The organism is Rivularia sp. UHCC 0363 (assembly GCF_034931125.1).
Lineage (GTDB): Bacteria > Cyanobacteriota > Cyanobacteriia > Cyanobacteriales > Nostocaceae > Rivularia.
The window spans coordinates 25275-49210 of sequence record NZ_JAYGHM010000060.1 but is presented as its reverse complement, the minus strand read 5'-3'; the positions used below and the strand labels follow the sequence as shown (position 1 = coordinate 49210).

At 38.6% G+C, this 23936-nt stretch carries 20 protein-coding genes; 3 read left to right on the top strand and 17 right to left on the bottom strand.

Features of this window, described 5'->3' with window-relative positions:
• Nucleotides 1-460: hypothetical protein (locus VB797_RS26700; RefSeq protein WP_323240792.1), on the bottom strand; the 460-nt coding region annotated here is incomplete at its 3' end.
• A gap of 498 nt (nt 461-958) precedes the next feature.
• Here VB797_RS26700 and VB797_RS26695 point away from each other — a divergent pair.
• Nucleotides 959-4198 carry a PAS domain S-box protein gene (locus VB797_RS26695; protein ID WP_323240791.1) on the top strand — a complete coding sequence of 1080 codons (3240 nt, stop codon included), beginning with the start codon at nt 959-961 and terminating at the stop codon, nt 4196-4198.
• 955 nt (nt 4199-5153) lie between these two features.
• Here VB797_RS26695 and VB797_RS26690 read toward each other — a convergent pair.
• From VB797_RS26690 to VB797_RS26660, 7 genes are all read right to left on the bottom strand, one after another.
• The gene (locus VB797_RS26690) at nt 5154-6368 is read right to left on the bottom strand and encodes an FAD-dependent oxidoreductase (RefSeq protein ID WP_323240790.1); all 1215 of its coding nucleotides are present in this window, start codon (nt 6366-6368) and stop codon (nt 5154-5156) included.
• Between the two features lie 37 nt (nt 6369-6405).
• Nucleotides 6406-7950, bottom strand: a complete 1545-nt coding sequence (locus VB797_RS26685) for an NAD(P)/FAD-dependent oxidoreductase (RefSeq protein ID WP_323240789.1) — start codon at nt 7948-7950, stop codon at nt 6406-6408.
• A 146-nt stretch (nt 7951-8096) separates the two neighbouring features.
• Complete coding sequence (locus VB797_RS26680) at nt 8097-8663, bottom strand: hypothetical protein (protein WP_323240788.1); 567 nt, start codon at nt 8661-8663, stop codon at nt 8097-8099.
• Nucleotides 8664-9548: 885 nt separating this feature from the next.
• Nucleotides 9549-10028: a hydrogenase maturation protease gene (locus VB797_RS26675; protein ID WP_323240787.1), complete on the bottom strand. Its 480-nt coding sequence runs from the start codon at nt 10026-10028 to the stop codon at nt 9549-9551.
• Nucleotides 10009-11301, bottom strand: coding sequence for a Ni/Fe hydrogenase subunit alpha (locus VB797_RS26670; RefSeq protein WP_323240786.1), 1293 nt, complete (start codon nt 11299-11301; stop codon nt 10009-10011). Before VB797_RS26670 ends, VB797_RS26675 begins: the two co-directional genes overlap by 20 nt.
• Nucleotides 11302-11375: 74 nt before the next feature.
• Nucleotides 11376-12239: a 2-oxo acid dehydrogenase subunit E2 gene (locus tag VB797_RS26665; RefSeq protein WP_323240785.1), complete on the bottom strand. Its 864-nt coding sequence runs from the start codon at nt 12237-12239 to the stop codon at nt 11376-11378.
• Entirely contained in the window at nt 12220-13002 is a 783-nt protein-coding gene (locus VB797_RS26660; protein ID WP_323240784.1) for a hypothetical protein, read from the bottom strand. The genes VB797_RS26665 and VB797_RS26660 overlap by 20 nt, the downstream gene beginning before the upstream one ends.
• Nucleotides 13003-13471: 469 nt before the next feature.
• Here VB797_RS26660 and VB797_RS26655 point away from each other — a divergent pair, with 469 nt between their 5' ends.
• Nucleotides 13472-14473 (top strand): L-lactate dehydrogenase, encoded by a 1002-nt coding sequence (locus tag VB797_RS26655; protein ID WP_323240783.1) that lies wholly within the window; start codon nt 13472-13474, stop codon nt 14471-14473.
• A 181-nt stretch (nt 14474-14654) separates the two neighbouring features.
• Here VB797_RS26655 and VB797_RS26650 read toward each other — a convergent pair whose 3' ends face one another.
• The 5 genes from VB797_RS26650 to VB797_RS26630 form a co-directional block, all read right to left on the bottom strand.
• Nucleotides 14655-15797, bottom strand: coding sequence for a GNAT family N-acetyltransferase (locus VB797_RS26650; protein ID WP_323240782.1), 1143 nt, complete (start codon nt 15795-15797; stop codon nt 14655-14657).
• 312 nt (nt 15798-16109) lie between these two features.
• Entirely contained in the window at nt 16110-16994 is an 885-nt protein-coding gene (locus tag VB797_RS26645) for an FAD/NAD(P)-binding protein (protein ID WP_323240781.1), read from the bottom strand.
• A complete protein-coding gene (locus VB797_RS26640) occupies nt 16991-17470 on the bottom strand; it encodes a cyclic nucleotide-binding domain-containing protein (RefSeq protein ID WP_323240780.1) in 480 nt (159 codons plus the stop codon). Before VB797_RS26640 ends, VB797_RS26645 begins: the two co-directional genes overlap by 4 nt.
• Before the next feature lie 214 nt (nt 17471-17684).
• Nucleotides 17685-18812 (bottom strand): 4Fe-4S dicluster domain-containing protein, encoded by a 1128-nt coding sequence (locus tag VB797_RS26635; protein WP_323240779.1) that lies wholly within the window; start codon nt 18810-18812, stop codon nt 17685-17687.
• Nucleotides 18813-18956, bottom strand: a complete 144-nt coding sequence (locus VB797_RS26630) for a hypothetical protein (RefSeq protein ID WP_323240778.1) — start codon at nt 18954-18956, stop codon at nt 18813-18815.
• Between the two features lie 539 nt (nt 18957-19495).
• Between VB797_RS26630 and VB797_RS26625 the strand changes: the two genes are divergently transcribed.
• Nucleotides 19496-20101 carry a DUF4360 domain-containing protein gene (locus VB797_RS26625; protein ID WP_323240777.1) on the top strand — a complete coding sequence of 202 codons (606 nt, stop codon included), beginning with the start codon at nt 19496-19498 and terminating at the stop codon, nt 20099-20101.
• Between the two features lie 268 nt (nt 20102-20369).
• Here the strand turns inward: VB797_RS26625 and VB797_RS26620 are convergent, their stop codons facing one another.
• The 4 genes from VB797_RS26620 to psbU all read right to left on the bottom strand — a co-directional run bounded on the left by VB797_RS26620 (nt 20370) and on the right by psbU (nt 23729).
• Nucleotides 20370-20768 carry an ATP-binding cassette domain-containing protein gene (locus tag VB797_RS26620; protein ID WP_323240776.1) on the bottom strand — a complete coding sequence of 133 codons (399 nt, stop codon included), beginning with the start codon at nt 20766-20768 and terminating at the stop codon, nt 20370-20372.
• Nucleotides 20769-20911: 143 nt separating this feature from the next.
• Nucleotides 20912-21433, bottom strand: a complete 522-nt coding sequence (locus VB797_RS26615) for a host attachment protein (RefSeq protein ID WP_323240775.1) — start codon at nt 21431-21433, stop codon at nt 20912-20914.
• 340 nt (nt 21434-21773) lie between these two features.
• Complete coding sequence (locus tag VB797_RS26610; protein WP_323240774.1) at nt 21774-23036, bottom strand: MgtC/SapB family protein; 1263 nt, start codon at nt 23034-23036, stop codon at nt 21774-21776.
• Between the two features lie 294 nt (nt 23037-23330).
• Nucleotides 23331-23729 (bottom strand): photosystem II complex extrinsic protein PsbU, encoded by a 399-nt coding sequence (psbU, locus tag VB797_RS26605; RefSeq protein WP_323240773.1) that lies wholly within the window; start codon nt 23727-23729, stop codon nt 23331-23333.
• Between the last annotated feature and the right edge of the window lie 207 nt (nt 23730-23936).

Sequence of the window (23936 nt, the reverse complement as noted above, 5' to 3'; positions counted from 1 at the left end):
CATAATCCAATTTTATAAGTGCAAATGGTACTGCTTTTCCATCAAAAACAATTAGAGAAACTTTAGAACCTACTTTATCAAGTATCTCAGTTTTGATTTCTTCGGTCACTGCTTCCATGATTCGGTTCATGGATTGATAGGCTAAAACTGTATTTTCAAATGTTACCTTATCATCGGCTGAAATTGTACCTAATGGTGCTTTAGACGAATCAATCTTTGGCAATAATGCTTCTGCTGCGGCTCTTTGAGCCTCTATCCGAGCTTTCTTATTCTCTTCAAGTTTTCTCCTTTCCTCCTCAATTTTATTTTCATTTTGCAATTTTTCTATTTCTTCTTTCTGCTCCTCAATAGTCTGCCCCCAAACTTGAGAATTTATTCCAATTCCAAACAAGCTTAATACAGCAATCAAAGCAAAAAACGTTGTGTACTTGAACACAATTTTGAACTTATTGTTATTCATAATCACCTATCAACCCAACATATGATGAACTATTAAACCAAGAAGGAAAATAACTTTTTCTCCTTCTTTTTGAGTGGTTTATTGTCTACGATTTCAAAATTAGGAGAATAATGTGAGTATTTTGTGAGGATATCTAGCTAGTCGTAAAAAATAGTAATGGTGTTTTCCTCATACTTTTTTTAGTATATTTATATCAAAGGCATCTATAGTAAGTTTTTGATGTGTTGCTATTCTGCGAATATGATTATTGTCAGCTTCAATAATGTATTATAAGATACTTAAGCCCAAATCTTCCATAAAATAGGCTTTGATAAATCTTATTTATTTAGAAGCGAGGAAACAAAGCTTCATGTCCGTTTGCTTCTTTTACAAGATTTGCGCTCAATATACAAGTAAAGAAAATTTCAGATATCCAAGGTTACGCAAACCCTAAATTTGTTCTATTGTAAAGATTGAAGATAAAAATGCTTTCTTGAAATTACCGATCGCACTTACACTATGCAGCAGAACCAGCGATTTGCACTGGAACAAGCGATAGAACGCAATCCTTTGATTGTCACCCCCGACACACCATTAGTTGAAGTTATTCAGCTAATGAGTCAGGGGTGGGTAAGAAGTTGCCATCTCGTTCAAAATCATTTCTCTTCAGATGAAAATCAGGTGGTGTCAGTACATAGCAGCTACGCATTAGTGGTACAGGATTCGCAGGTAATTGGTATTTTTACTGAGCGCGATATGATGCAGTTGCTTGCTGCTGGCAGAATAGTACAAGAGACAACTATTGCAGAAGTGATGAGCCAGGAAGTGGTGACGCTCAAAGCTTCCGAAATTGAAGATGTTTTTACAGTCTTGAGTTTAACTTGCGATCGCAATATTCGTCATCTACCAATTGTTGATGAGCAAAACCAACTTCTGGGGATAATCACCCCCGAAGGAATGCGACGAGCGCTTCATCCTACTGAATGGCTGAGATTTCGTCGGGTTTCTGAAGTGATGAATACCCAAGTTCTTCACGCACCTCCAACAGTATCGGTGCTAGATGCAATCAAATTAATGGTTGAACATCATACTAGCTGTGTGGTGATTGTGGAAGAGGATATGAATTCCCCATCTTCTCCGCTCATCCCTGTTGGAATTATTACCGAACGCGACATAATTCAATTTCAGAAGTTGGAGTTAAATTTAGAACGCACGCAGGTACAAACCGTCATGAGTTCGCCGCTATCTTTGGTAAATGCGGAGGAGTCATTGTGGACTGTACACCAGAAAATGCATCAGTATCGAGTACGACGGTTGGTGATTGCTGGTCAAGCGGGAGAATTACGAGGCATAATTACGGAAACTAGCTTGTTGCAAGCGCTAGATCCGACTGAAATGTATGGGGTTTTAGACCTATTGCAGCAAAAAGTCGAACGCTTGGAAGTAGAAAGAAGTGAATTATCACAATGCTACACTGAGCAATCTCAACTTTATCAGCAAGTACAAACGGCACTCGAAGAACGCAAACAAATAGAAAAAACACTGCGAGAGGAAAGAAACTTAACATCTGCTATTTTAGATGTAGCTGGGGCTTTAATTGTTGTTCTGGATAAACAAGGAAAAATTGTTAGCTTTAACCAATCCTGTGAAAGAACCACTGGTTATAGTTTTGAAGAAGTTGAAAATAGGCAGGTATGGAATTTAATTACCCCAGAAGAAATAAAAGCAACTACAGAAGTTTTTGAGCAACTAAAAAGAGGTGAATTTCCCAATCAACATCAAAACCACTGGGTAGCAAAAGATGGAAGTCGTCGTCTGATTGCTTGGTCAAATACTTGTTTGATTGATGATGATGGTTCGGTCAAATATATTATTGCAACTGGAATTGATATTACTGAGAAAAAGCAAATACAGGAAGATTTAAATCGCTTTTTCTCGCTTTCTCTCGATATGTTTTGCGTAGCTGGATTGGATGGGTATTTTAAACAGATTAACCCAGCTTTTGAAGAAATTTTAGGGTATACCAAAGCAGAATTATTTGCACAGCCCTTTTTAAGTTTTATTCACCCAGATGATGTAGCAGCGACTTTAGCGGAAATGGATAAACTTTCGCAAGGAGTCAAAACTATTGCCTTTGAAAACCGCTATCGCTGTAAAAATGGTTCTTACAAGTGGATACAGTGGAATGCGACTCCTTACGAACAACTACTTTATGCTGTAGGACGAGATATAACCGAACGCAAGCAGACACAAGAAAAAATCCACGAACAAGCTGCTTTACTAGATGTTGCAACGGATGCGATCTTGGTTAGGAACTTGGAAAACCAAATCTTATTTTGGAATCAAGGTGCGGAACGTTTATATGGTTTTACTTCAGTGGAAGCCTTGGGAAAAAATGCTAATGAATTGCTTTATCGTGAGTATTTACCACAATTAGAAGAAATCTATCAAGTACTTTTTGAGGAGGATTATTGGAAAGGGGAAATACATCAAATTACTAAAGCTGGCAATGACATTGTTGTTTTTAGTACTTGGAACTTAGTACGCGACGAGCAAGGGAATCCCAAATCAACATTGATTGTTAATACCGATATTACCGAAAAAAAACAATTAGAAGCTCAGTTTCTCCGCGCTCAACGTTTGGAAAGTATCGGTACATTATCCGGTGGAATTGCTCACGATTTAAACAACATTCTCACCCCGATTTTGGCAATTTCTCAACTCTTACCGTTAAAACTTCCGAAAGTAGACGAACAAACCCAGCATCTATTCGATGTACTGGAAAATAGCGCCAAACGGGGAGCAACTTTAGTTAAGCAAGTGTTATCTTTTGCGCGAGGAGTTCAAGGCGATCGCACTCCGCTTCAAGTTAAGCATATCATTTCGGAAATTCAGGAATTTGCTCGCAATACTTTTCCCAAATCTATTGAAATTCAAGTGGGTTTACCCGATGATTTACGCTTAATTAGCGCCGATGCAACACAAATTCATCAGGTATTAATGAATCTTTGCGTCAATGCTCGCGATGCAATGCCAAAGGGCGGTAGGCTAAGTATAAAAGCTGAAAACATTGATATTGATCAAAACTATGTCAAAATGAATCTTGATGCGATCGTAGGAAATTATATTGTAATTACAGTTGCAGATACGGGTACGGGTATTCCTCCAGAAACTAAGATGCGAATTTTTGACCCATTTTTTACTACTAAAGAACAAGGTAAAGGTACGGGATTAGGACTTTCAACTACAATTGGTATTATTAAAAGTCACGGTGGTTTTATTGATGTTTATAGCGAAGTTGGTGAAGGAACAAAATTCCAAGTTTATTTACCAGCCATCCAAACAGCAGAAGTTATAAAAGATGAAAAATTAGAAATTCTCGAAGGAAAAGGAGAATTAATCCTTTTAGCTGATGATGAGATGAGTATTAGGGATATTACTAAAACATCTTTGGAAAACTATAATTATCAAGTACTTACCGCTAGCGATGGAATTGAAGCAATTGCGCTTTATGCTCAATATAAAAACGAAATCAACGCTGTATTAATAGATATGATGATGCCGGAAATGGATGGTGTAACAACTATCCGCACGCTGCAAAGAATGAATCCTCAAGTTAAGATAATTGCCATCAGCGGATTAGCTACCAGCGATAAGGTAAATGCAGCAATGAGCAATGGTGCTAAATTATTTTTATCAAAACCTTATACCAGCGAAGAATTGTTGAGAAAGCTGCATCAAGTTATTAATGTTGAATGATACAGGAATCTATATTCTTAGTCAAAATTCATAATTTTTCAACATTCAATGTTTAATTTTGGACAAGACATCAATCTAATTAGATATACTTTTAATAACTCATGATTTTGAAAAAGCCGATTTCTACTGCAAATTAGGTTTATTAATTATCAAAAGTTGATGTCAAGGTAATAAATATTTTTCCTCACAAGTTCCTCACATTTTTATTTTACTGTGTATATTGAACTTGCCAATAATCAGATTACCAATCAGATTATTGTCTACAAAGATAGTTTTATATTTATTAGGCATCACCTTTAACCTACAGATATAAAACTATTTTTCTTTAGAATTAGTACCTATGAATATATATCTACAGAAAAATTTTTATTTTAAAACAAATTACTTACTTTTTAAAATAGCACGATAGGTGTCGGATAAAGTAAACTCAATATTTTTTACAAAATAATATGCTTAAAAACAACAATACCCAAGCATCTACTAACTTGGCGATTTCCTCTTATTAGTTCGCTCTATAGGGTTGTACTAATCAATTGCTCCACAATTATTGCTTCACAGATTATTAGTTACGTTGCCCCCTGATTCTCAAAACGAGGAAATATAAGTGTTCGAGTTGGGTATTGTTGTTAGTTGACGAGACAGATTATGAAACAGCTTTTTTTCACCTCTTCACTAATTTAACCCGTACATACCGGGCTGTTATATCTGCCAGGGAAGCTTTAATTAGCTTCATCTTCAATATAGCAATTATTAGTTAAAGGTAGATGATTTTGAAATGAATCTTTACTTTTTCATGGTCAGGCTAAAATCAAAAATAAGCCAAGAGAAAGACAACATAAAGGAATTGAAGAAACTTCTCACCGAGCATATTAAACTTGGCGATTTATAAATGTTTTAGCCATCATTGAAAATCTCCCGTCATTGTAGATGGGAGATTTTTGCGTGACGAGCATATCTATCCGATTAATTGAGCTACTCGGATTGCAGATGTAATGGCACCTTCATGTAAGCCATCTCCTAAGTAAGCACCTGCATGATAGCTGTGATTTTCTCCATTAGTATCAACTACTTCATCTCGGTATCGGAAGGATTCAACGGTATATAATGGCGTATCATGTTCCAAACGCTGAATAATTTTATCTTGATTAATTAAAGATTCGAGATTAAACGCCAAGTTATATTTAACTTCAGATGAGACACCACACAATTGATTGAGATAAGCATTATATCCCCATCCTTTTGCTGTCTCGAAAAAATCAAACTCCGAGGGTTGTTTAATACCGTATCTATCGTACATCGAAGTATCGGCATGAATCAGCGTGACTATTTGATTGTTTTCCCAAGCACCAAAGCGTCTAATTTCAGCAGTCGTTGGATCTAACAATAGCTTTAGTACCCTATCTGGTGGAGTTGCAAACACAACTTTATCAAATCTGTAGGTTGCACCATCTGATAGTTCAATTTTCACACCATCAGCCATTCTAGAAACATCCGCGACGTTGATATTTAGCAGAATTTCACCTTTGAAACGCTTTAAAATCTTTTCAATATAGGAATATACCCCACCTTTGATTCTAAACCAATCGATAAAAACATAATCTCGCAGAGAGAGAATTCCTAGTTCCGCAGGAAAATTATCAATCAGTTCAAAGTGCATCGAATAACTATACATCGTCAGCAATTTGATCCAGATATCTCTAATGCATTGAGTCTTCAAATAGTAGGATAAAGATCGATTATAGACGGACGGTATTTGAGCAAAATGAGTTTTTAACCAAAAACCAACCGAACGAGCATATAAACCGTCAAGCTTGAGAAATTCGATTAGTCGCTGTATACCAGTGAAATTTTTTCGGATAGAGGAGGCAGAATGTATATGACGACCGTTTTTGAAAAACATCGTAGAAGCTAAATCTACAGGTTCTAAGTCAACTTCCAATTCTTTCATCAAGTTGAGAAAGTTATGAAAATTACCGGGAAATTCCAGTACTCCACCTTCTAAAAACTCGTCACATTCACAGCGATCGGGTTTCACATTCTTATTAAGAGTACGAATATGTCCCCCCAGAATAGGCTGCTTTTCAAACACTGTGACATGATGACCTTGTTTATCGAGAAGATAAGCTGTGACTAAACCGCTAGCTCCCCCGCCAATAATAGCTATTCTCATCACTCAACTCCTATATTGATTGCTTTTTGACCGCTGTTCACTGCTCGCTGTCTGATAAAATCTTGTCTCCCGATAACCTTTGATATAAAAGCGCTCCCGTCCAAAATGTCGGTGCAAATCCTGGATACCCCGATGAAGCATTGCAAAAATAAAAGTTATTCAAAGAGGTTTGATGATTTAATCGACCAATCCCCATGTTTTTAGGAGTAAGATTAGAACCATAGGAATTACCATGAGGACAATGACAAAACCGTTCGTTAGTTGTAGGACTTCCCGTAATTTTAAAGACTAAGTGTTGTCGAATATTTGGAATATAGTGCTTTTCGACAACATCCAAAATAGAGTTTAGAATTTCATCTTTCTTTTGCCGATAAGCCTTTTCATCTCGCGTTTTAAGTTCCTGGAAATAGCTGTAGTCAGCCACAGTCAAAAACTCGATAATTTGACAGTCTTCTGGACAGTCACGCTCCTCAGTAGTTAATAAAGTAGGTGTAGTAATTGCAAAGCTGGGATTTGAGTAATCATGAGAAACGTACATTTGATAAAATGCTTCATTCAAATCTTGATGACCTGTATGAAAAGTATTCCATTTACCAAATCCATAATCTCGCAGGTCAATATCTTTGACTACACAGTATGCCATATAGTTTGAGGGAGAATATTCGTAGTTAAGTTTTTTCCGTACCGTCCCAGAAAACTTTTCATATCCAATCATTTTGGCGGCTTTCTTCGGATCTATATTGCAAATGACGGTATCAGCACTAAACTTAGTAGTCTGATGGGTAATCAAATCCATAGCTTCAACACCTGTAACTGTCTTACCCGAAAGCATAAAATTGACAACTTCAGTATTGAAAATAACTTCACCACCGTTATCAAGAATCGTTTTTACTAACCCATCAATCACAGCTTCAAAATGATGGGTAGGATAATAAGCACCTTCTTGATATCCTGTAAATAAAATTACCCAAGCATAAAAAGAAAGTTGATTTGGTGGTAGTAAAAAGTCTTGCCATTGCGAAGCTAAAAGCGTTTGCGCGGCTTGAGGTAACTTGAATTTATTAAAAACATCTTGTAGCGTGCTGTGCAGATATCCAACGGTGCTGCTGACTTCACCGAAATGCATAAATAATTGCCCAGGATTCACAGGAGGAGATAATATTTTCAATCCTTCTCTAATCTTTTTTACCTCAAAAACGAACTTACTGATTTTGTCAGCATCTTCAGGAAACAAATCTGCAAGTCGTCGAATCAACTCTTGAGAATCTGAAGGAATATCCAAAGCATAATTTGGCATTCGCATATGGTCAAACCCTTTGGGATCGTACCTTTCAAAAGTGATATCTTGGTCTAAATTAAGTTTTTTCAGCACCCGATTCACAGGTTTACCTTCACCGCAATCCCAAACGTAGTGAAGTTGTGCATTGAAGCGATATTTTTTAGCCATAGTAAAAGTGTGACCAAATCCACCAGGATACTCATGGGCTTCTAAAACTTGCACCCGTTTTCCAGATTTTGCCATCAATGCGCCAAACACCAAGCCGGATAAACCGCTTCCTAAAATCAGGTAATCAGTTTTCATGCCGCAGTTTTATTAAATAACTATATTTATGCTCGCATCGAGCATACAATTCAATTTAGAATATAAATTTGAGAAACTTGTGAGGATAAGGGAAATTTTTCTTAATAGTAAATGGGGAGCCTAGTGGTCTGTCCCATTAACTCTTATCATTTAAACGACCAGTCGCACAGTTGGGTTGGTGACTTCATGCGGGGATTGGGATAAAGATACAACCCCTGCGTGTTCAAACTCGCCTGTTTAAAAATAATCCAGTCAACCCGATCTTCGCCTATCCCATCGCTGTGCGCCAAATCTCCCTGCGAGAGAGATAATCGCCCTTCTTTGTCCCAAGTGAACTCTTTTTGAGGAATTTCAAGCCTGGTACCTTCACCCCAGGGAATTATCATTCCCTCACCATATAGCCAATCCTTGGAAAGATTTCCCCGCAGGCATACAAAGGCATCGCTGTGGGGATAGCCATAGTAACCATCGATAGTCGTACCTTTCTTCGCGTAATTGAAGCATACACCTGCTCCATCGCGCCAATCTTGAGGTAATGGTTCAGTACACAACTGATAGGCTCCATCTGGAAGATTAGCCAGTGAAGTCTTTGCCATTGGCGAAATATCAGCCTTTCCTTCTTTTTCCAATGATGTGGCTAACGTTGCTACGTTGGGAAATAGCAGCCAGCTAACTAAGCCTATCAAACCAATAGAATTATACCAGTTAAACATCTTATATTTCTTTAACTGCTTTCAATTTTTATCCTATTGGAACAACTTGGCGAACTTGTGAGTTTGCCAGCCGTTTAAGCAAAATTTTTTTCCTTCTACACCGTAAATAATTAACTTGGGTGGGAGTTTAATCGCATACTCCCACACATCTGTTAGGTAGGTGTAGGAGTATACGACTGCTATTTGATCGATCTTAGCCTTAATCATTAGGATAAGGTTCCGACATATTTGAATCAGCGTGAAAACCGTTATAGTATGCCGTAAAACTTAACTACAGCTTTTTTCAACTGATTCGCTGTATTTAATTTCAAAATTACAACGCAAATGTGAGGAACTTGTGAAGGTATAAAAGTATTAGTAAAATTTAATACTAACCTTTTGCTCTATTTATCTCTTCAGAGAAATGTATTAATCCTTTACTGCTAAAAAGTTTCACGCATTTTTTTAAAATTATCTCTTTTCTTATTATTTTAATAGAGTATAAAAAGATGATTAAGAACATCAGGATTCTTAGCTAATAAAACTGAGTTCGGGATAAGGGAAAGGACAGGTAGTAAGCTGAAAGTAACATCAAATCAGCAACCTGTCCTTTGTTTAGTTTAAATGCAACGTTTAAGTGATGTAGATGATTTATGCAAAACTTTTGAGGTTCGGTGGCACAAAAATCTATTAAATCATGGAGGAATCTAGAGTGGCTTTTACTCCCATCTGTTTAGCCAGAACTCAGGTTAAAATCAAATTAATTACGAAAAAAATATGATTCAAGTCTTCACTACTTTTCAAAAAATCTATATTGATCGCCACCTTACTCACTAGTGCGATCGCGAATCGATTAATTAACGAAAACTTGATTCATAGCTTAATTCAGCAATGCCAATTAATCAATCAAACTGGCTTTATGCATAATTCTACTAACACTTGTTGGACTACATCTTCTGTCGCTCGTTCAACTTCTGGAGAAAGTCCAATTCCATGAGCAAAATTTTTTCCTTCTACACCGTAAATAATTAACTTGGGGGGGAGTTGATCTAAAGTTCTTGCCAGTTCAACTGCTTCAGCAACACTAAAAGCATGGGTAGAATAGTTGAAAAATTTCGCGGGTACTGTTTGTATTTGGGCATCGATGCGATGAATTTTACCTACTTCAGCCCCAGATATAACTGCATCAAATAGATAAACTGTTGTTGCATCTTGCCATAATTCCATCAATGCAACCCCTTCCCCCGATGCTTCAATAATTTTAATTTGTGGGGGTAGTTGGATACGAAATTTATCGGCGATCGCCAACCCCACGGCATCATCCTGGCGAAATTTATTACCAATGCCAATCAGTAATATTTTCTGGTTATGGTTCTCTTTCGACATCAAGTTTAAGGAAATGAGTTGAACAAGATATACAAGGATCGTAATTACGAATTACCTGTTCCGATTGTTGCCGCAATTGTTCTTCTGGTAGATCTATATGCTCTTCGACGAACTTCCAGAGGTCTTTTTCAATAGTTGACTGGTTTTGAGATGTAGGAGGTACAATCTTGGCATCAAGAATATCTCCTTGCTCGTCAAGTTGATAGCGATGATAGCAAATGCCGCGAGGGGCTTCGGTGCAACCGTGTCCGGTTCCCGGTTTAACTGTATATTCAATCACGGGTTGGCTTAATATTTCCTCGGTTTCAATAATACGCAGTGCTTCTTGAACAGCATATAATACTTCTAAACTACGAATAATAATACTTTGAAAGGGATTGCCGCAAAATGATTCTAAACCAATATCGCGGGCAATCGCTTGAATGCGGGGTGTTAATTTATCAAAGTTCAAATTGTAGCGTGCTAGGGGTCCGACAAAGTAGTTTTCTCGTTCTTTAATAGTTGAATGTAGCGCCGTAGAATGAGGTTTATGTATTTCTGCAATCCGATTGTAAAATTCACTAATAGGAATATTCAAACCTTTGTTAGAAACCAAACGCCCTTCATTCATCGGATATTCATCAGGATGTTGCAGCGCGACAAATTCGTAGTCCGGTTCAAATTCGGGAAAAGTAAACCCAGCCACCCAACGTGCTGTTAATTCGGCAGCGTCAATTGCCCACTGCAATTCCGGGACTAGGGACTGTAACTCCTGTGGTGTAGGCATTTTGTAAAATCCACCTACGCGAACGTTAATAGGATGAACTTCCCTACCCCCAACCAAAGACATAATATGATTGCCAATTTTTTTTAATCGCAATCCTCGTTTAACAATATCCGGGTAAACATGAGCCATCTCAACAGCGCTGTCGTAACCGAGAAAATCGGGAGCGTGTAACATGAAGATATGTAAACTATGGCTCTCCATCCACTCACCACAATAAATCAGCCGTCGCATTGCCCGAATTGCACCAGTAACTTCAACTCCAAAACAATCTTCCATCGCATGAGTGGCACTCATCATATAGGCAATTGGGCAAATACCGCAGATGCGAGCAGTAATATCTGGTGCTTCGCTATACTTGCGCCCCCGTAAAAATGCTTCAAAAAATCGGGGTGGTTCAAAGATTTTTAGTTTAACTTCTTTAACTTTACCGTTTTTGATTTTCACATACATCGCGCCTTCACCTTCGACGCGAGCCAGATAATTGACTTTGATTGTTTTAGTTGTCATGACTCAAAGATCGTGCGACATGATTTAAAGTGTTCATTAATCGTTAATCAAGCAGTGGTAGTAAGTATTTTGCCTTATTCATCAAGACCATAGCCCTCCTCAATCAATTTAATTAACTGCTGAGAAAAGCGAAATGCAGGCGCACCATCAGTCACATCATGATCGAATAGAATCGTCATGCTCAAATATTCTCGGATTGCGATCGCGTCGCCAATCACCCCTGGTTTTCTAGCAATGCTGCCCAAGGCAAAAATTAAAGGATGGATGCCGATCGGAATCCCCCACCCATAGCCGCTATATTTGGCAGCGCTGCCTATTGATGTTACAGCGACCGTTCCCATAGTTTTCTTGGCAAAAAAGGGATCTGTAGCCAATCGCCGCCAAACCAGCAAGTTTCTCATAAACCTTGGCATTAACGTGAAAATCTTAGTTAGATTGATATTTTGATGCGCCCCTAGTTGGACTTGTCCTGATGTCAGCAATTCTTTTTGGGCTGTGCGGATTTCCGTATGAATTTCTTTAACCGTTTTCTTGTTCGCTTGCCTAATTATATAGGGCATTGGTAGGGTTTCCAAGTCATCACGACGATCAACTAAACGCCTTTCGATCACAAGGGAAATATCCACATCATCAAAAAGAATGAGTTGCTTTTTTCCCTTTCGCATCGCGTGAATATATTTGTGTTCGCTGACTGCCTGAGCAATGCACTTAATAACGTAACCTGTAAAGGACAGTCCTTCGCCAGTTCTCGCTTTAAACTCACGGATAGACTCGCGAGTTTTGGTTACGTCAACTTCAAACAAGAGGGGGATATGGTGTTTTGTTTGCCCAAAGTCCAGCGTGTCAAGTGTTGGATTGCGAAATTCAGGGAATCTTCGCTCCTCATAGGTGCCAATTTCTTCCATATTGATATTTGATTTAAGCCAACGGTGAATCATGAGACTCACTTTCTTTACGAAAAGCTTCTGCGTAAGCGTTGTAAGTGCGGTAACTGCGTACTAAATCGGCTTCACTTACACCTAAGCGCTTCCACCAGCTACTCAAGGATGCAGTATTAGGAGTTTCAGCAGGCCCATAACAACCATAACAACCCCGGTTATATGCTGGACAAATTGCCCCGCAACCAGCTTGGGTTACAGGTCCGAGGCAGGGTATACCTTGGGCAACCATGACGCAGACAGTACCTCGACGCTTACACTCCATGCAGACGCTGTATTGTGGAACATTGGGTTTGCGGTGATGTAAAAACGCGCTAATTACCTCTAATAATTGGTACTTGTTAATCGGACAACCCCGTAACTCAAAATCAACAAACACATGGTCGGCGATCGCAGTAGATTTATTTAATGTTTCAATATATTCTGGGGATGCGTAAACAATAGAAGTGAATTCTTTAACATTCTTAAAATTACGCAATGCCTGAATACCCCCAGATGTTGCACAAGCACCAATGGTGACGAGATGTTTTGATACTCTTCGTACTTGGTGAATGCGTTCCTCATCGTGGGGTGTAGTAATCGAACCTTCTACTAAAGATAAATTGTAAGGTCCTTTGACAACAGCGCTGGAAGCTTCGAGAAAATTGGCAATTTCAACTTCCCCTGCCAATGTCAGTAATTCATCTTCACAGTCAAGCAAACTTAATTGACAACCATCACAAGAAGCAAATTTCCATACTGCTAACTTAGGTTTTTTGTTCATAAAAACTCTTGGTTGCGGCATCTACGTTTATAGAGAAAGAATATGAGGATTTTGTGAAGAACATTCCCTGTAGTAATTTTCAGAAATATCGGGCTACTATTAGATTTTTTATTATTACTGAATTAAGCAATGAATTATAAGCTGATGTGCAGCTAAATTATATAATGCGAAAAAATGAAAGCATTGTAGTGCGGTAGCGCAGCGTGTCCGTAAGGAGATGCATCTTGCTCGCTAGTATTATACAAACTAAGTGCGTAACAGCTTATTCAGGACTTACGCGATTGCCACAATACCCTGGTTAGTGTGTGACACAAAAACTGATTATTTCGTTAAAAATTAGTCTACCGCGTCTTCACAAGTTCCTCAACATATTTCCCTAACCTGTGATATTAGATAAATTATTGCTTGTAATTAGTGAAAAAAGCCATTAAATATAACTGATTCATAAACCAAACCAAATTTCTAGATAATGCAACAATTTTTCACATTTCCATCAGATGCTACAGAAAAAACCATTTCAAAACTTCGTCCGCGTAAGGGTGTAATTATTGGTGCAGGTCAAGTAGGATTAGCTTGTGCCTATTCCCTGCTAATTCAAAATACTTTAGATGAATTAGTACTGGTTGATATTAACCAGAAAAAGTTGGAAGGTGAAGTTATGGATTTGTTGCATGGTTCGCCGTTTCTTGAACCAACTGTAATCAAAGCCGGTTCATTAGCTGACGGTATTGCCGATAATGCTGATGTTGTAATTATCACAGCTGGTTCAAAACGGCTGACTGGCGAAACTCGTTTAGACTTGATGCAGCGCAATTCAGAATTATTTAAAAACTTAATTCCAGAGGTGGTAAAGCATTGTCCTGATGCAATTCTACTGATTGTTACCAATCCAGTAGATGTAATGACTTATATTTCATTACAGTTGTCTGGCTTACCTAATACCTCAGTTATTGGTTCGGGAACAGTTTTAGACACTGCTCGTTTTCGCTACTTATTAGCAGAAAAATTACAGTTAGATTCACGTAATCTTCATGCATACATTATCGGCGAACATGGTGATAGTGAGGTTCCTGTATGGAGTAAAGTAAATATTTCTGGGATGCATCTGTGTGAGGGAGGTTTAGAAAAAAGTACAACCGCACAACAAGAATTTTTAGATCAAATCTTTGAACAAGTCAAAAAAGCAGGTCAGGAAATCATTAAACGTAAAGGTGCAACTTCCTATGCAATTGGTTTGGGAGTAACCGATATTGTCAAAGCTATTTTGCGCGACCAAAATCGCATATTCACTGTTAGCAGTTTGGTAGAAGATTTTTATGGTATTAAAGATGTTTGTTTGAGTCTTCCCACAGTTATCAATCGTCGTGGTGTTGATAGAAAGCTGAATTTGACCCTTACAGAAACCGAGTTAAAACAATTAAAAAAATCCAGCGAAGTTTTGCACAATGCCATTTCGCAACTAAAACTTTGATGCTATTAATTAATATTAAAGTTTTGAAGCCAGGAATAGCCGCGATTGTCACAATATTCTGGTTGGTGCGTGACACGAAAACCTTATTACCACGTTAAAAATCAGTCAAAGTGTCACAGCACCCTACAAGAAAAGGACTATGCTCCCCATCTTAAACCTAGCAATTTTATGACGTACTTAATTAACGGGACTTATTTAGAAGGTTATGTTTATATGAGCGTAATTTTTGCCGTATAGATGTAGTCAAATATCCAAGCAAAAAGGGAATTGGCTTGTTTTGATATAGTTTGAGATTATAATACCGGCGTTTTTCCATTTTCCAACTGTCATACCAGGAATGGTCAGTCATTAAATTAATTTCGTCAATATCCTCAGACTCATATGCTAATTTCACCGCTTGCTCCAACAGGATACTACCGGGAGAACATTTCGAGTAGCTCGGATCGTAACTTAGCTTCCAAATTAAAATTAAACGTTTCAAGCGAACTGCGAAGTTAATGGCAATTGTTTTACCCTCAGCTTCTAGTATTTGCCATTCTAAAAAACCTGCTGCTGATAGTCGCTGGGTAAGATTTTGAAAGAATTTCACATCTGTTGGACTATCGCTGATCGCTGTACCTTCATCTTTTTTCCAACTTTTTGCTTCTACTTCCATCAATTGAGTTAAGTATTCATCTGTTGCTTGTCCATTCAGAAAACTAATTTTCACGTTTGATAATTTATGCAGTTTTTTAGAGGCTTTATTCAGATTGCTTCTAAAATTACCGCCCAAACTGGCTCGATATTCTCCAAAATTATCGGCAATTTTTAAAAAAGCTCCCACACTATCAAATTCTTTAATAAGAGTAAAACCCGATAAATTTTCTAAAACATCAATTGTTGGTGAATTTTCTGGTAATCTGTCAAAAATAAAACCTATTTGATGAGGATAATTTGCGATCGCCGCATCAATCATCGCTGGAATAACTGTATTTTCCTCACCTTGTTTAGCTAATACATCAATCGAACAAGTTTGTGTAGACTTACGGATACCTAATAAAGCAAAATTGAATCCAAATAAACGGCGTGACTTCACAACCAACGGCATCACACCCACAAGTTCATTTTGATCGTAAGCAAATAAACAAACCCAGGATTCATCATCTGATAAATAGTGTTCAAAATAGGATGAAACCCAAGCATAAGAAGACATTGGTAACTGTTGAGGTGCTGCAAAAGCCAATTGATTCCAACCATCTATATGTAATTCAAGTTCCTGAAAATTTTGAATCGCCTTTATTTGCAATTTTTCTTTCTTAAATAAATTTTGCTGTGTAAGCATCATTAATTTATATTTAGGATAAACTGTAACTATTATTACAGAATATTGACTAATTTGAAGGCTAATTTTTTTTCAAATAGCTGTTTAAAGAGATTTTTGTAAAAGTCTGTTTATGAGCTTGAATTATCCGTAGTTTTTGAATCTTTGGATAGCAACTGCAAAAATATGAAATAGCACAAGTCAACCAATATTCATGGTGATATTTACCATGCATATTGCCAAGAAATACTAACTAAAGACTATTTAAGTTACCTAAAATTGCTACGTTCTAGTTATATAGAACTATTAAAGATTACAGTCTTAAATTCACAATTCTTAAAACTCCCTTTGTTCAAACCAAAACTTCATTTTGTCGTACCTAAAAACGGGGCCATCTTTGCAAATAAAAGTAGGTCCAAGTTGGCAATGTCCGCAAAACCCAACAGCACACTTCATATTCCGTTCCATTGAAATATAAATACTTTCTGGGCTGACACCGCGTTTTAATAACTCTGCAATCGTAAACTGCATCATCACTTCCGGTCCGCACATGATTGCTGTGGTATTAAGTCGGTCAAAGGGCGCTCTACGTATCAAATGCGTTACAACCCCTACATTTCCCTGCCAACCTGCTTGAGCGCGGTCAACTGTGACCAATACTTCCATATCAAGACGAGATTTCCATGCTTTCAATTCACGGTGAAAGGGTATATCTTCAGGGGTACGAGTTCCAAAAAGTAGGACGACTTTACCGTATTTTTGCCGATTTGTAAGTATATGATATATCGCCGGTCGTAGCGGTGCTAAGCCAATTCCCCCAGCTACCAATACCACATCATTACCCTCAGCTACCTGTAGCGGCCAGCAACTACCAAAAGGTCCCCGTATCCCCATTGTGTCACCGGGTCTAAGTCTACTTAAGGCAGTGGTAACGGTTCCCACAATGCGGGTTGTATGTTGTAATTTATCCGGTTCTTCGGGATTACCGCTGATCGAAATAGCACATTCTCCGGTACCAAAAGCGTAGAGCATATTAAATTGACCGGGTACAAAGATAAATGGTTCTTTATTTTGTGCTGGTTCTAAATCTAAAGTGAAAGTATCATGGGTTTCTTTATGCGTCCGCTTGACTCGGTAAATTTTCGGTACCATTGGGTTGATGGCAGGAGGAGAGGGAGAAGTTAATTCTACCTTGTTGTCTTTACTTCTAAAGGTGGTCATAACAACTTCCCTTCTGGTAAACCGTAGAGGTCTAAAAGTTGTAACCGGGTGGCTTGGAGACTTTCTAACATGATGAAGGAAAAGCGTTTCATCATTTCGTAACCCAGTTCTGGGTCATTGTCGCATTTACCACGCAAACAGCGCCCATCTAGTGCGATCGCCCGCGTTAATTCTAGCGCTCGTGAATCAAATTGCCATTCGTAAGGTGGGTAAAGCCAAGACCATCCCAGCACATCATGGTCTGCGAGGGTTTTAATAGTTATTGCTTGCTTTCCAGGAGAACTAATTTCTATGGAGACTCTACCATTTCTAATTAGGTAAAATCGATTTGCTTCCTCACCGCGTTGGAAAATCATCTCTCCTGCTTCAAACCTGGTGTTTGACGCACATTCAACCAAAAGCTGGATGTATTCTGGTTTTAATCCTTGAAAGAAACCATGTTCTTTTAATAATGGTTCTAAAGTTGATAGTGGCATTTATCTTCTCCAACAGTTTCTACTTCTTTTGAAGTTTGAAAAATTTGAGTAACTTGTGAGGAAGTGGTTGATATTCCAGTTTAATATTTAGAAACGCAAATTTAATCACTTGCTATTTTGATTTAGCTGGGAATGGTGCATTACGAAGAAGGCTAACAGCACCTTAGTGAATGTATTTTATTTTATCCACATTCCTTTTTTGATATAAATCTAATTAACTACCTTCTTTAATTGCCTTCACTTCTTGTGTAATATCAATTGCTACGGGACACCAAGTAATACAACGTCCGCAACCAACGCATCCTGAAGTCCCGAATTGGTCAATCCAACTCGCTAATTTGTGGGTCATCCACTGACGATAGCGGGATTTAACACTGTTTCTTACGCTTCCCCCCCGCAGATAGGAAAAATCGATAGTGAAACAAGAGTCCCACTCTCGCCATCGTTCTGCATGGTCGCCGGTTAAATCAGTCACATCTTCTACGGTGGAGCAAAAGCAGGTAGGGCAAACTAAGGTACAGTTGCCGCAGGTAAGACAGCGTGAGGCAACATCATCCCACTGGGGATGTTCTAGATTTTCGTAAAGCAGTTCCTTGATACCTGCTGTATCTAGTTGTCGTCCCATACTTTGTGCAGTCTGGGCAATAATTTCATCTGCCGTTACCTGTTCTTCATTAGTAGCTGCTGTATGGGATACTTGACTAAGTACTTTTGCGCCTGCCTCAGTACCAACTTCGACTACAAAATAGTGACTTTCGGGTTCTAAAACCTCTGTTAAAGCTAAATCAAATCCCTGAGTTGCCTTTGGTCCCGTTTGCATTGATACACAAAAACACGTCCCCCCAGCTTGAGCGCAGTTAACAGCAATTATAAAGACATTATCCCGACTTGCTTGGTAATGGGGTTCAACAGCTTCGCCATCAATAAACACCTTATCTTGAATTGCGATCGCACTCAACTCACAAGCACGAACTCCAATCAAAGCCCTTTTTGTTGATTCGGGAGTTTCTGGGGTAACTTGAATATCCTGACCTTGACGTTGTGCTGACCACAAACGCACCCGAGGAGGAAATAAATATTTCTTCCAAGAATGAGGTCCTACAGAATAACCAAAAACGGCTTTATCATCTCGTTGCTCTAAGCGGTAAGTTCCACCATCTTGCTTATCAGTCCATCCGATGGGTAAGTCTTCTACTTTAGACACTTCATCGTAGACAATTGCGGCTTCTTTTATAGTGGGACTAATTAATTGATACTCTTGTTGAGCCAATACATCCAGTAATTTTTGCAAATCTTGTCTAGCAACAATTACTTTTTGATTAATTTGTAGAGAATTTGTCATTTAATCCAAGTTCTCCTCAGTCTCTTGTTCTTTTTGCCCTCTTGCCATTTTGTCACTGAAGGTCGGACAAAGATGGGGATTAGCAATCATAACAGCCGATAATTGAGCCGCAATTTGCTTTACTTCTGTTGTTTTTGCATCCATATTTACCAAATCCTTCCATATTTACCAAATCCTTCCATTTTGGGAGAATATTGCATTTTCATTTCAATGCGGGCTGGAGTAGAAAACTATTAGAAAGATTCTGCAACAATCTTGAGATTAAAAGGAAAACTTGAGGAACTTGTGAGGAAGTGGTTGATATTATTAGTACGGTTCTACTTAAAACAGAGACAATATAAGCGATAATTATCAAAAAAATCCTGTTTTTTGCGAACAGCGTAGATTTCCTCACAAGTTCTTCAAATTTGATCGTTACTATAGAATAAAAGTTAGAAATTAAGAGTAAACAAGAGTTTACATAGGGAGGAAGTAAGATAAGAACAGAAAATAGGGGTAAGCTCGCTACGCTCCGATTCGATGAAGATTCTACATCAATCAAAAGGTTGCGTATAAAATTTGCTAGTTGAGAGCGTCCTGCTAGGCGTGGAAAAGCTCCCGCGATGAATGAAAAAAATTATTTATCTCATTCAATATCCCTTTGAATATCTGCCTCCTGCCTTATCTTTTTTAGGAGGTAACATATGAAAACTAAAAATGGTCATAAAACATCAATTAATTTTGCCGCAGCTTTTGCGGCTACAGCGACAATAATAGCTGCTTCGATTGCACCTGCTCTTGCAGCACCAAAAGTTGAAATAGTAGGTGCCGGTTACGGTGGTAGCGGTTGTCCCGATCGGTCTGCTAGCGTGGTTGTTAGTCCCGATGGTCAAGAGCTAAGTATTCTATTTGACAAGTATACAGCCTTCGCAAATAACACAAGAGAAAGACGTAAAACCTGTAACTTAACAATTCCGATTAAAGTGCCTTCAGGCTATCAAGTTTCTCTCTTCGATGCTGATTATCGAGGCTATGTCGCTCCTAGCACAACTGGAAGACTCAGAGCAGAGTACTTCTTTGCTGGTGGACGGGGACCTGTTTTTAATAGAAGTCTCCGTGGTGAACAAGAATACAGTGTTCGAGATCAATTAATGGCATCTAGCTGGTCACGTTGCGGTGATAGCTTGAATATGCGCGTGAATAGTTCTATGACTGCTAGTGGACGAGGAATGGCAAGTGTTGACTCCTTTGACCTTGCACGTCGTGGTGGTTTAATTTATCACATCAAGTATCGTAGTTGTAATAAATGATAGACTCGTTAGATTTCTGATGAGTCTCACAGACTGAACAGTCACGCAAAATAAAATGTCCTGTCATCGGTGTCGTCGAAATTCGGCGACACCGCCGCATATCTAGTACTTGACCAAGGGAAGTTTGCAGGGTAATTTTATTTCCACTACTCCTCCCAAACCTACTCCCTCACCCAACCTGCAAAGTTAATGTGACAGACTACTAGGTAATAATATGCTTACTCAAATCAAACTGATTAACTCATTACTGCCTCTAAATTTAGGTAGCCTAAACTTCCCGTCCCATCCACAATACGCCAAAACGTTGGTCATCGGGAAAAATATCCCCCGTACCGCGAATTGCATAAACAAATCTTGTGAGATTATAAAATTGGAAAATAAACCCGACGCATTCGCGACGAAAGCGAGTCAGTACATTATAGTTAGCGTGAGTTAAATCTCGTTGATGAAAGAAAACATGACCGCTCGAAGGTATATCTAAGCCACCGATAATATTGAGTAAAGTTGACTTACCACTTCCGGAAGGACCTAATAAAACGACTAATTCCCCTTCGTAAAGACTTAAGTTAACAGAGTTTAGCGCTGTTACTTCCACCTCACCCATACGGTAAACTTTAGTAATTTCTTGGATTTTAAAAATAACTTTTGGTGGTGCATTTGTAATCATAATGAAAGCAAAATCTAATTTATTTTCAGCCCCAGCCCAGAGACTTTAAAACCCCCTTTCCCCAGTTCCTTGTTCCGGGAAAGGGGGACTCACGTTTACGTTTAAATAATGTGTGGTTTCTAAATCTTTTCTGGAGATGCCTACTATCTTGGAGAGAAATTTTTGCGTACTGGCAATAATTCCTTATCGGCAAGATACTCATGAAGTTCTTTTGCTTTAAATTGGCACAAGTCTTTCGCCAATTCAGTTAATTCTAAATTTTTAGGCAGTATAGGTATCAGGGCTTCTCGGATCAAGCCTAAAATTTGGGGTTCGGCAATCAAAAGTAAATGCCTAGTTTGATAAACCCGAATTAAGCTAACAATGCGATCCGAGATATTTTGGGCAAAGCGTCGTTCAAATTCAACTATGTGGTTTTGACGGTGGTCGTCACAGGAGTGTGCTTGATGACCTGCACCCCGATTGCGTCCTGTCTTAATATTTGCCCAAAGTTCTTGACCAGCAAGTTTCTTAGCCGGATTAGACAAAGCTTCGCGTTCAATCAAATTTAGACCGAAATCATCATCGGGTAATTCTTCTAATTCCAAAGTTAAAAACCGTGCCTTTGTACCATCAATCACTGCAACAATAATTGTTTTGTTTCCGAGCGATTTGCTAACGTTCATTTTACATACATCTTCTATGAAACAATAAGTAGGTTAGCTCGAATAAACCTAACTGTGTAACAGAATGTAAAGAACAATCAAACCCTTGCGTTAGCGCAGCTTGCCCGATAGGGCATATGCTTCGTTTCACTACCCTTCCCTACGGGACACCTTGCGGTGAACGGGAAAACTTTCAGTGAACGTTCCACTCGCAATGACATACCTTGATTTTTTTAACGCCGACTTACTTACCGCTTAATTCTTGCTTTGTTTAAAGGGGATAGAACCGCTTAATAAAGCGATGCCGGAAAAAACTGTAAATACATTTATTATGTAGTTATTTGCAACCTTCCACCCCTCTTTACTGATAATGAATGAAAAATGCCGCAATTAAACTCAAGCTCAAAGCGCTCAATAGAATCGTTGCACACCACCTACCCAGCAACCATCCACCAATAAATGTTGCCAGTATGGCTTTGAATAAGGTATTTACCATTGCAGCAATTAAAATTCCTGTTGCAGCAATCTCAAGCGATAAGTTTTCCCGAGTCGCTTGTGCTAAAGATAAACTCACCGTGTCTACATCCGCAATTCCAGATATTGCAGAAAGTATATAGATGCCAGTATCTCCCAAGAAGCTTTGAGCAGCACGTACAAGCACAAACAAAACGCTCAAAACCGCAGCGAAACCAAAAGCCGCTCCTAACTCAACAGGATTTTTCAACTTCACTTCTGCTGACGATATATTTTGAGTCGTTCTAATTGCGATTATTACTGCTGCAACCAGAGGAACAATTGCCAGCAATCCAACTGGAATTATTAGTAAGGGTACCAAAGCAGGATTAACAATTCCTACTTCAATCAACAACCTTACAGCCATAATACCCGCTGCAAGGGAAATTCCCGCACCCAGTAAAGCCAAGTTATCCTGTTCTTTCCGCGCTATTTTTGCATAAGCGAGCGTCACCGCAGTTGATGAAACTAATCCGCCAATTACCGCAGTTGCTAACAAACCAACGCGACTACCAACAATTCGCATTGCAAAGTAGCCAATATAGGAAATACCTGCAATTAACAGTACCATCCAGCCAATTGTTCTGGGATTGAGTGCTTCCCAAGGACCAATATTACGGTTTGGGAGTAGAGGAAGCGCTACAGCTGCCACTATCAATAGTTGCAGTGTAGCAATCAATTCCCGCCTTTCTAGTTGATTGAGAATAGAGTGGATTTCCTGCTTATATCCTAATAATGCAGCTACAACTACAGCACTGGCAACTGCTTCCCCTTCCAGCCCAATCCCCGTCAATGCTCCTAAAATAAAGGTAATCAGCAAAGATAGTTCTGTGGTGATGCCGAAATCTTGAGAACCTTTGGCGCTGATTCGATAGGAAAAAGCCACTATCAATACCAGCCCCAAAAACGTTACTGCTAAAATAATTGCGCCAAGCTTATCCGAAGCGAGTGCCGACAACCCACCAAAAAGCCCGACGAAAGCAAAGCTTCTCACTCCCGCAGTCCGAGAACCTTGGGGAGTGTCTCGACTTTGCCAACCGCGTTCCATGCCGATAATTAAACCTACTGCAAGGGCGATCGCCAATCTAAATGTAGTTGTTGTAATATTCATGAGTCGTCATGAATCAAGCCCCGGTGATTTTTCAAAACGCTGGGATAGTAGTTAAAGCCAATGCTAGCAATACCAATACAATTAGTATGCTAAGTCTTAGGGTCGTGTATTTAATGACATCAATTACAGAAATGTCAAACATGGTTTCACCTCCATAGCAGCTTTGTAGTAAGATTTGAAGTTTTTATAACTAATAGCTGCCTATATCTTTATTGTCTCCTACAAGTACGGCTTTACAAAGCGAAAAGTAACATTTCTTTGCTGTTTACCTGTAGAAAGATCCGAGTAGTATCATCATTTTCGCAGAGCAGGTCTAGGAGGCATTCTCATTTCTGTCCTCATCACTGGCGGTTTTACTTCAAAATTCACTAATTCGGACTTCAGTAGTTCTTTTTGACGTTCGCTCAATTCTGGGATTTCTAAAACATCTTCAACTTTTTCATAAGGACTGTGCTGAACAATCATTTTTGCCAGATTTGGATAAAAACCTTTGCAATCTTGAAAGGCAATAATATTAGCATTATTTAAATCAATTTTGGCACCAAATTCAGCACATGATTTTTGTAAACCAACTTCGGGTAATTCAGATGCTAGTGCTTGTATACCCGATACTGGTTGAGGGATAGCAAGGATTATCAAGCTTATAATGAGCATTAAACTAAGTAATGCTAAGCCGCGAATTAAGTTTTTCATAATTATCTCCCAGTCTTTATCTGACTCATTTCAACAAATTAATTTCGGAGTTCAATTAGCTTTGCTCTTAATGTAAAAAAATAATGTGAGTAAATTGTGAGGAAGCTTTAAGTACCGAGTGCAAAAATTTTAGATTCAGCATTCGGGTTTTGAGAAAATATGAAAGTATATCCTCACAACAATCTCATATTTGTTTTATACTCTACT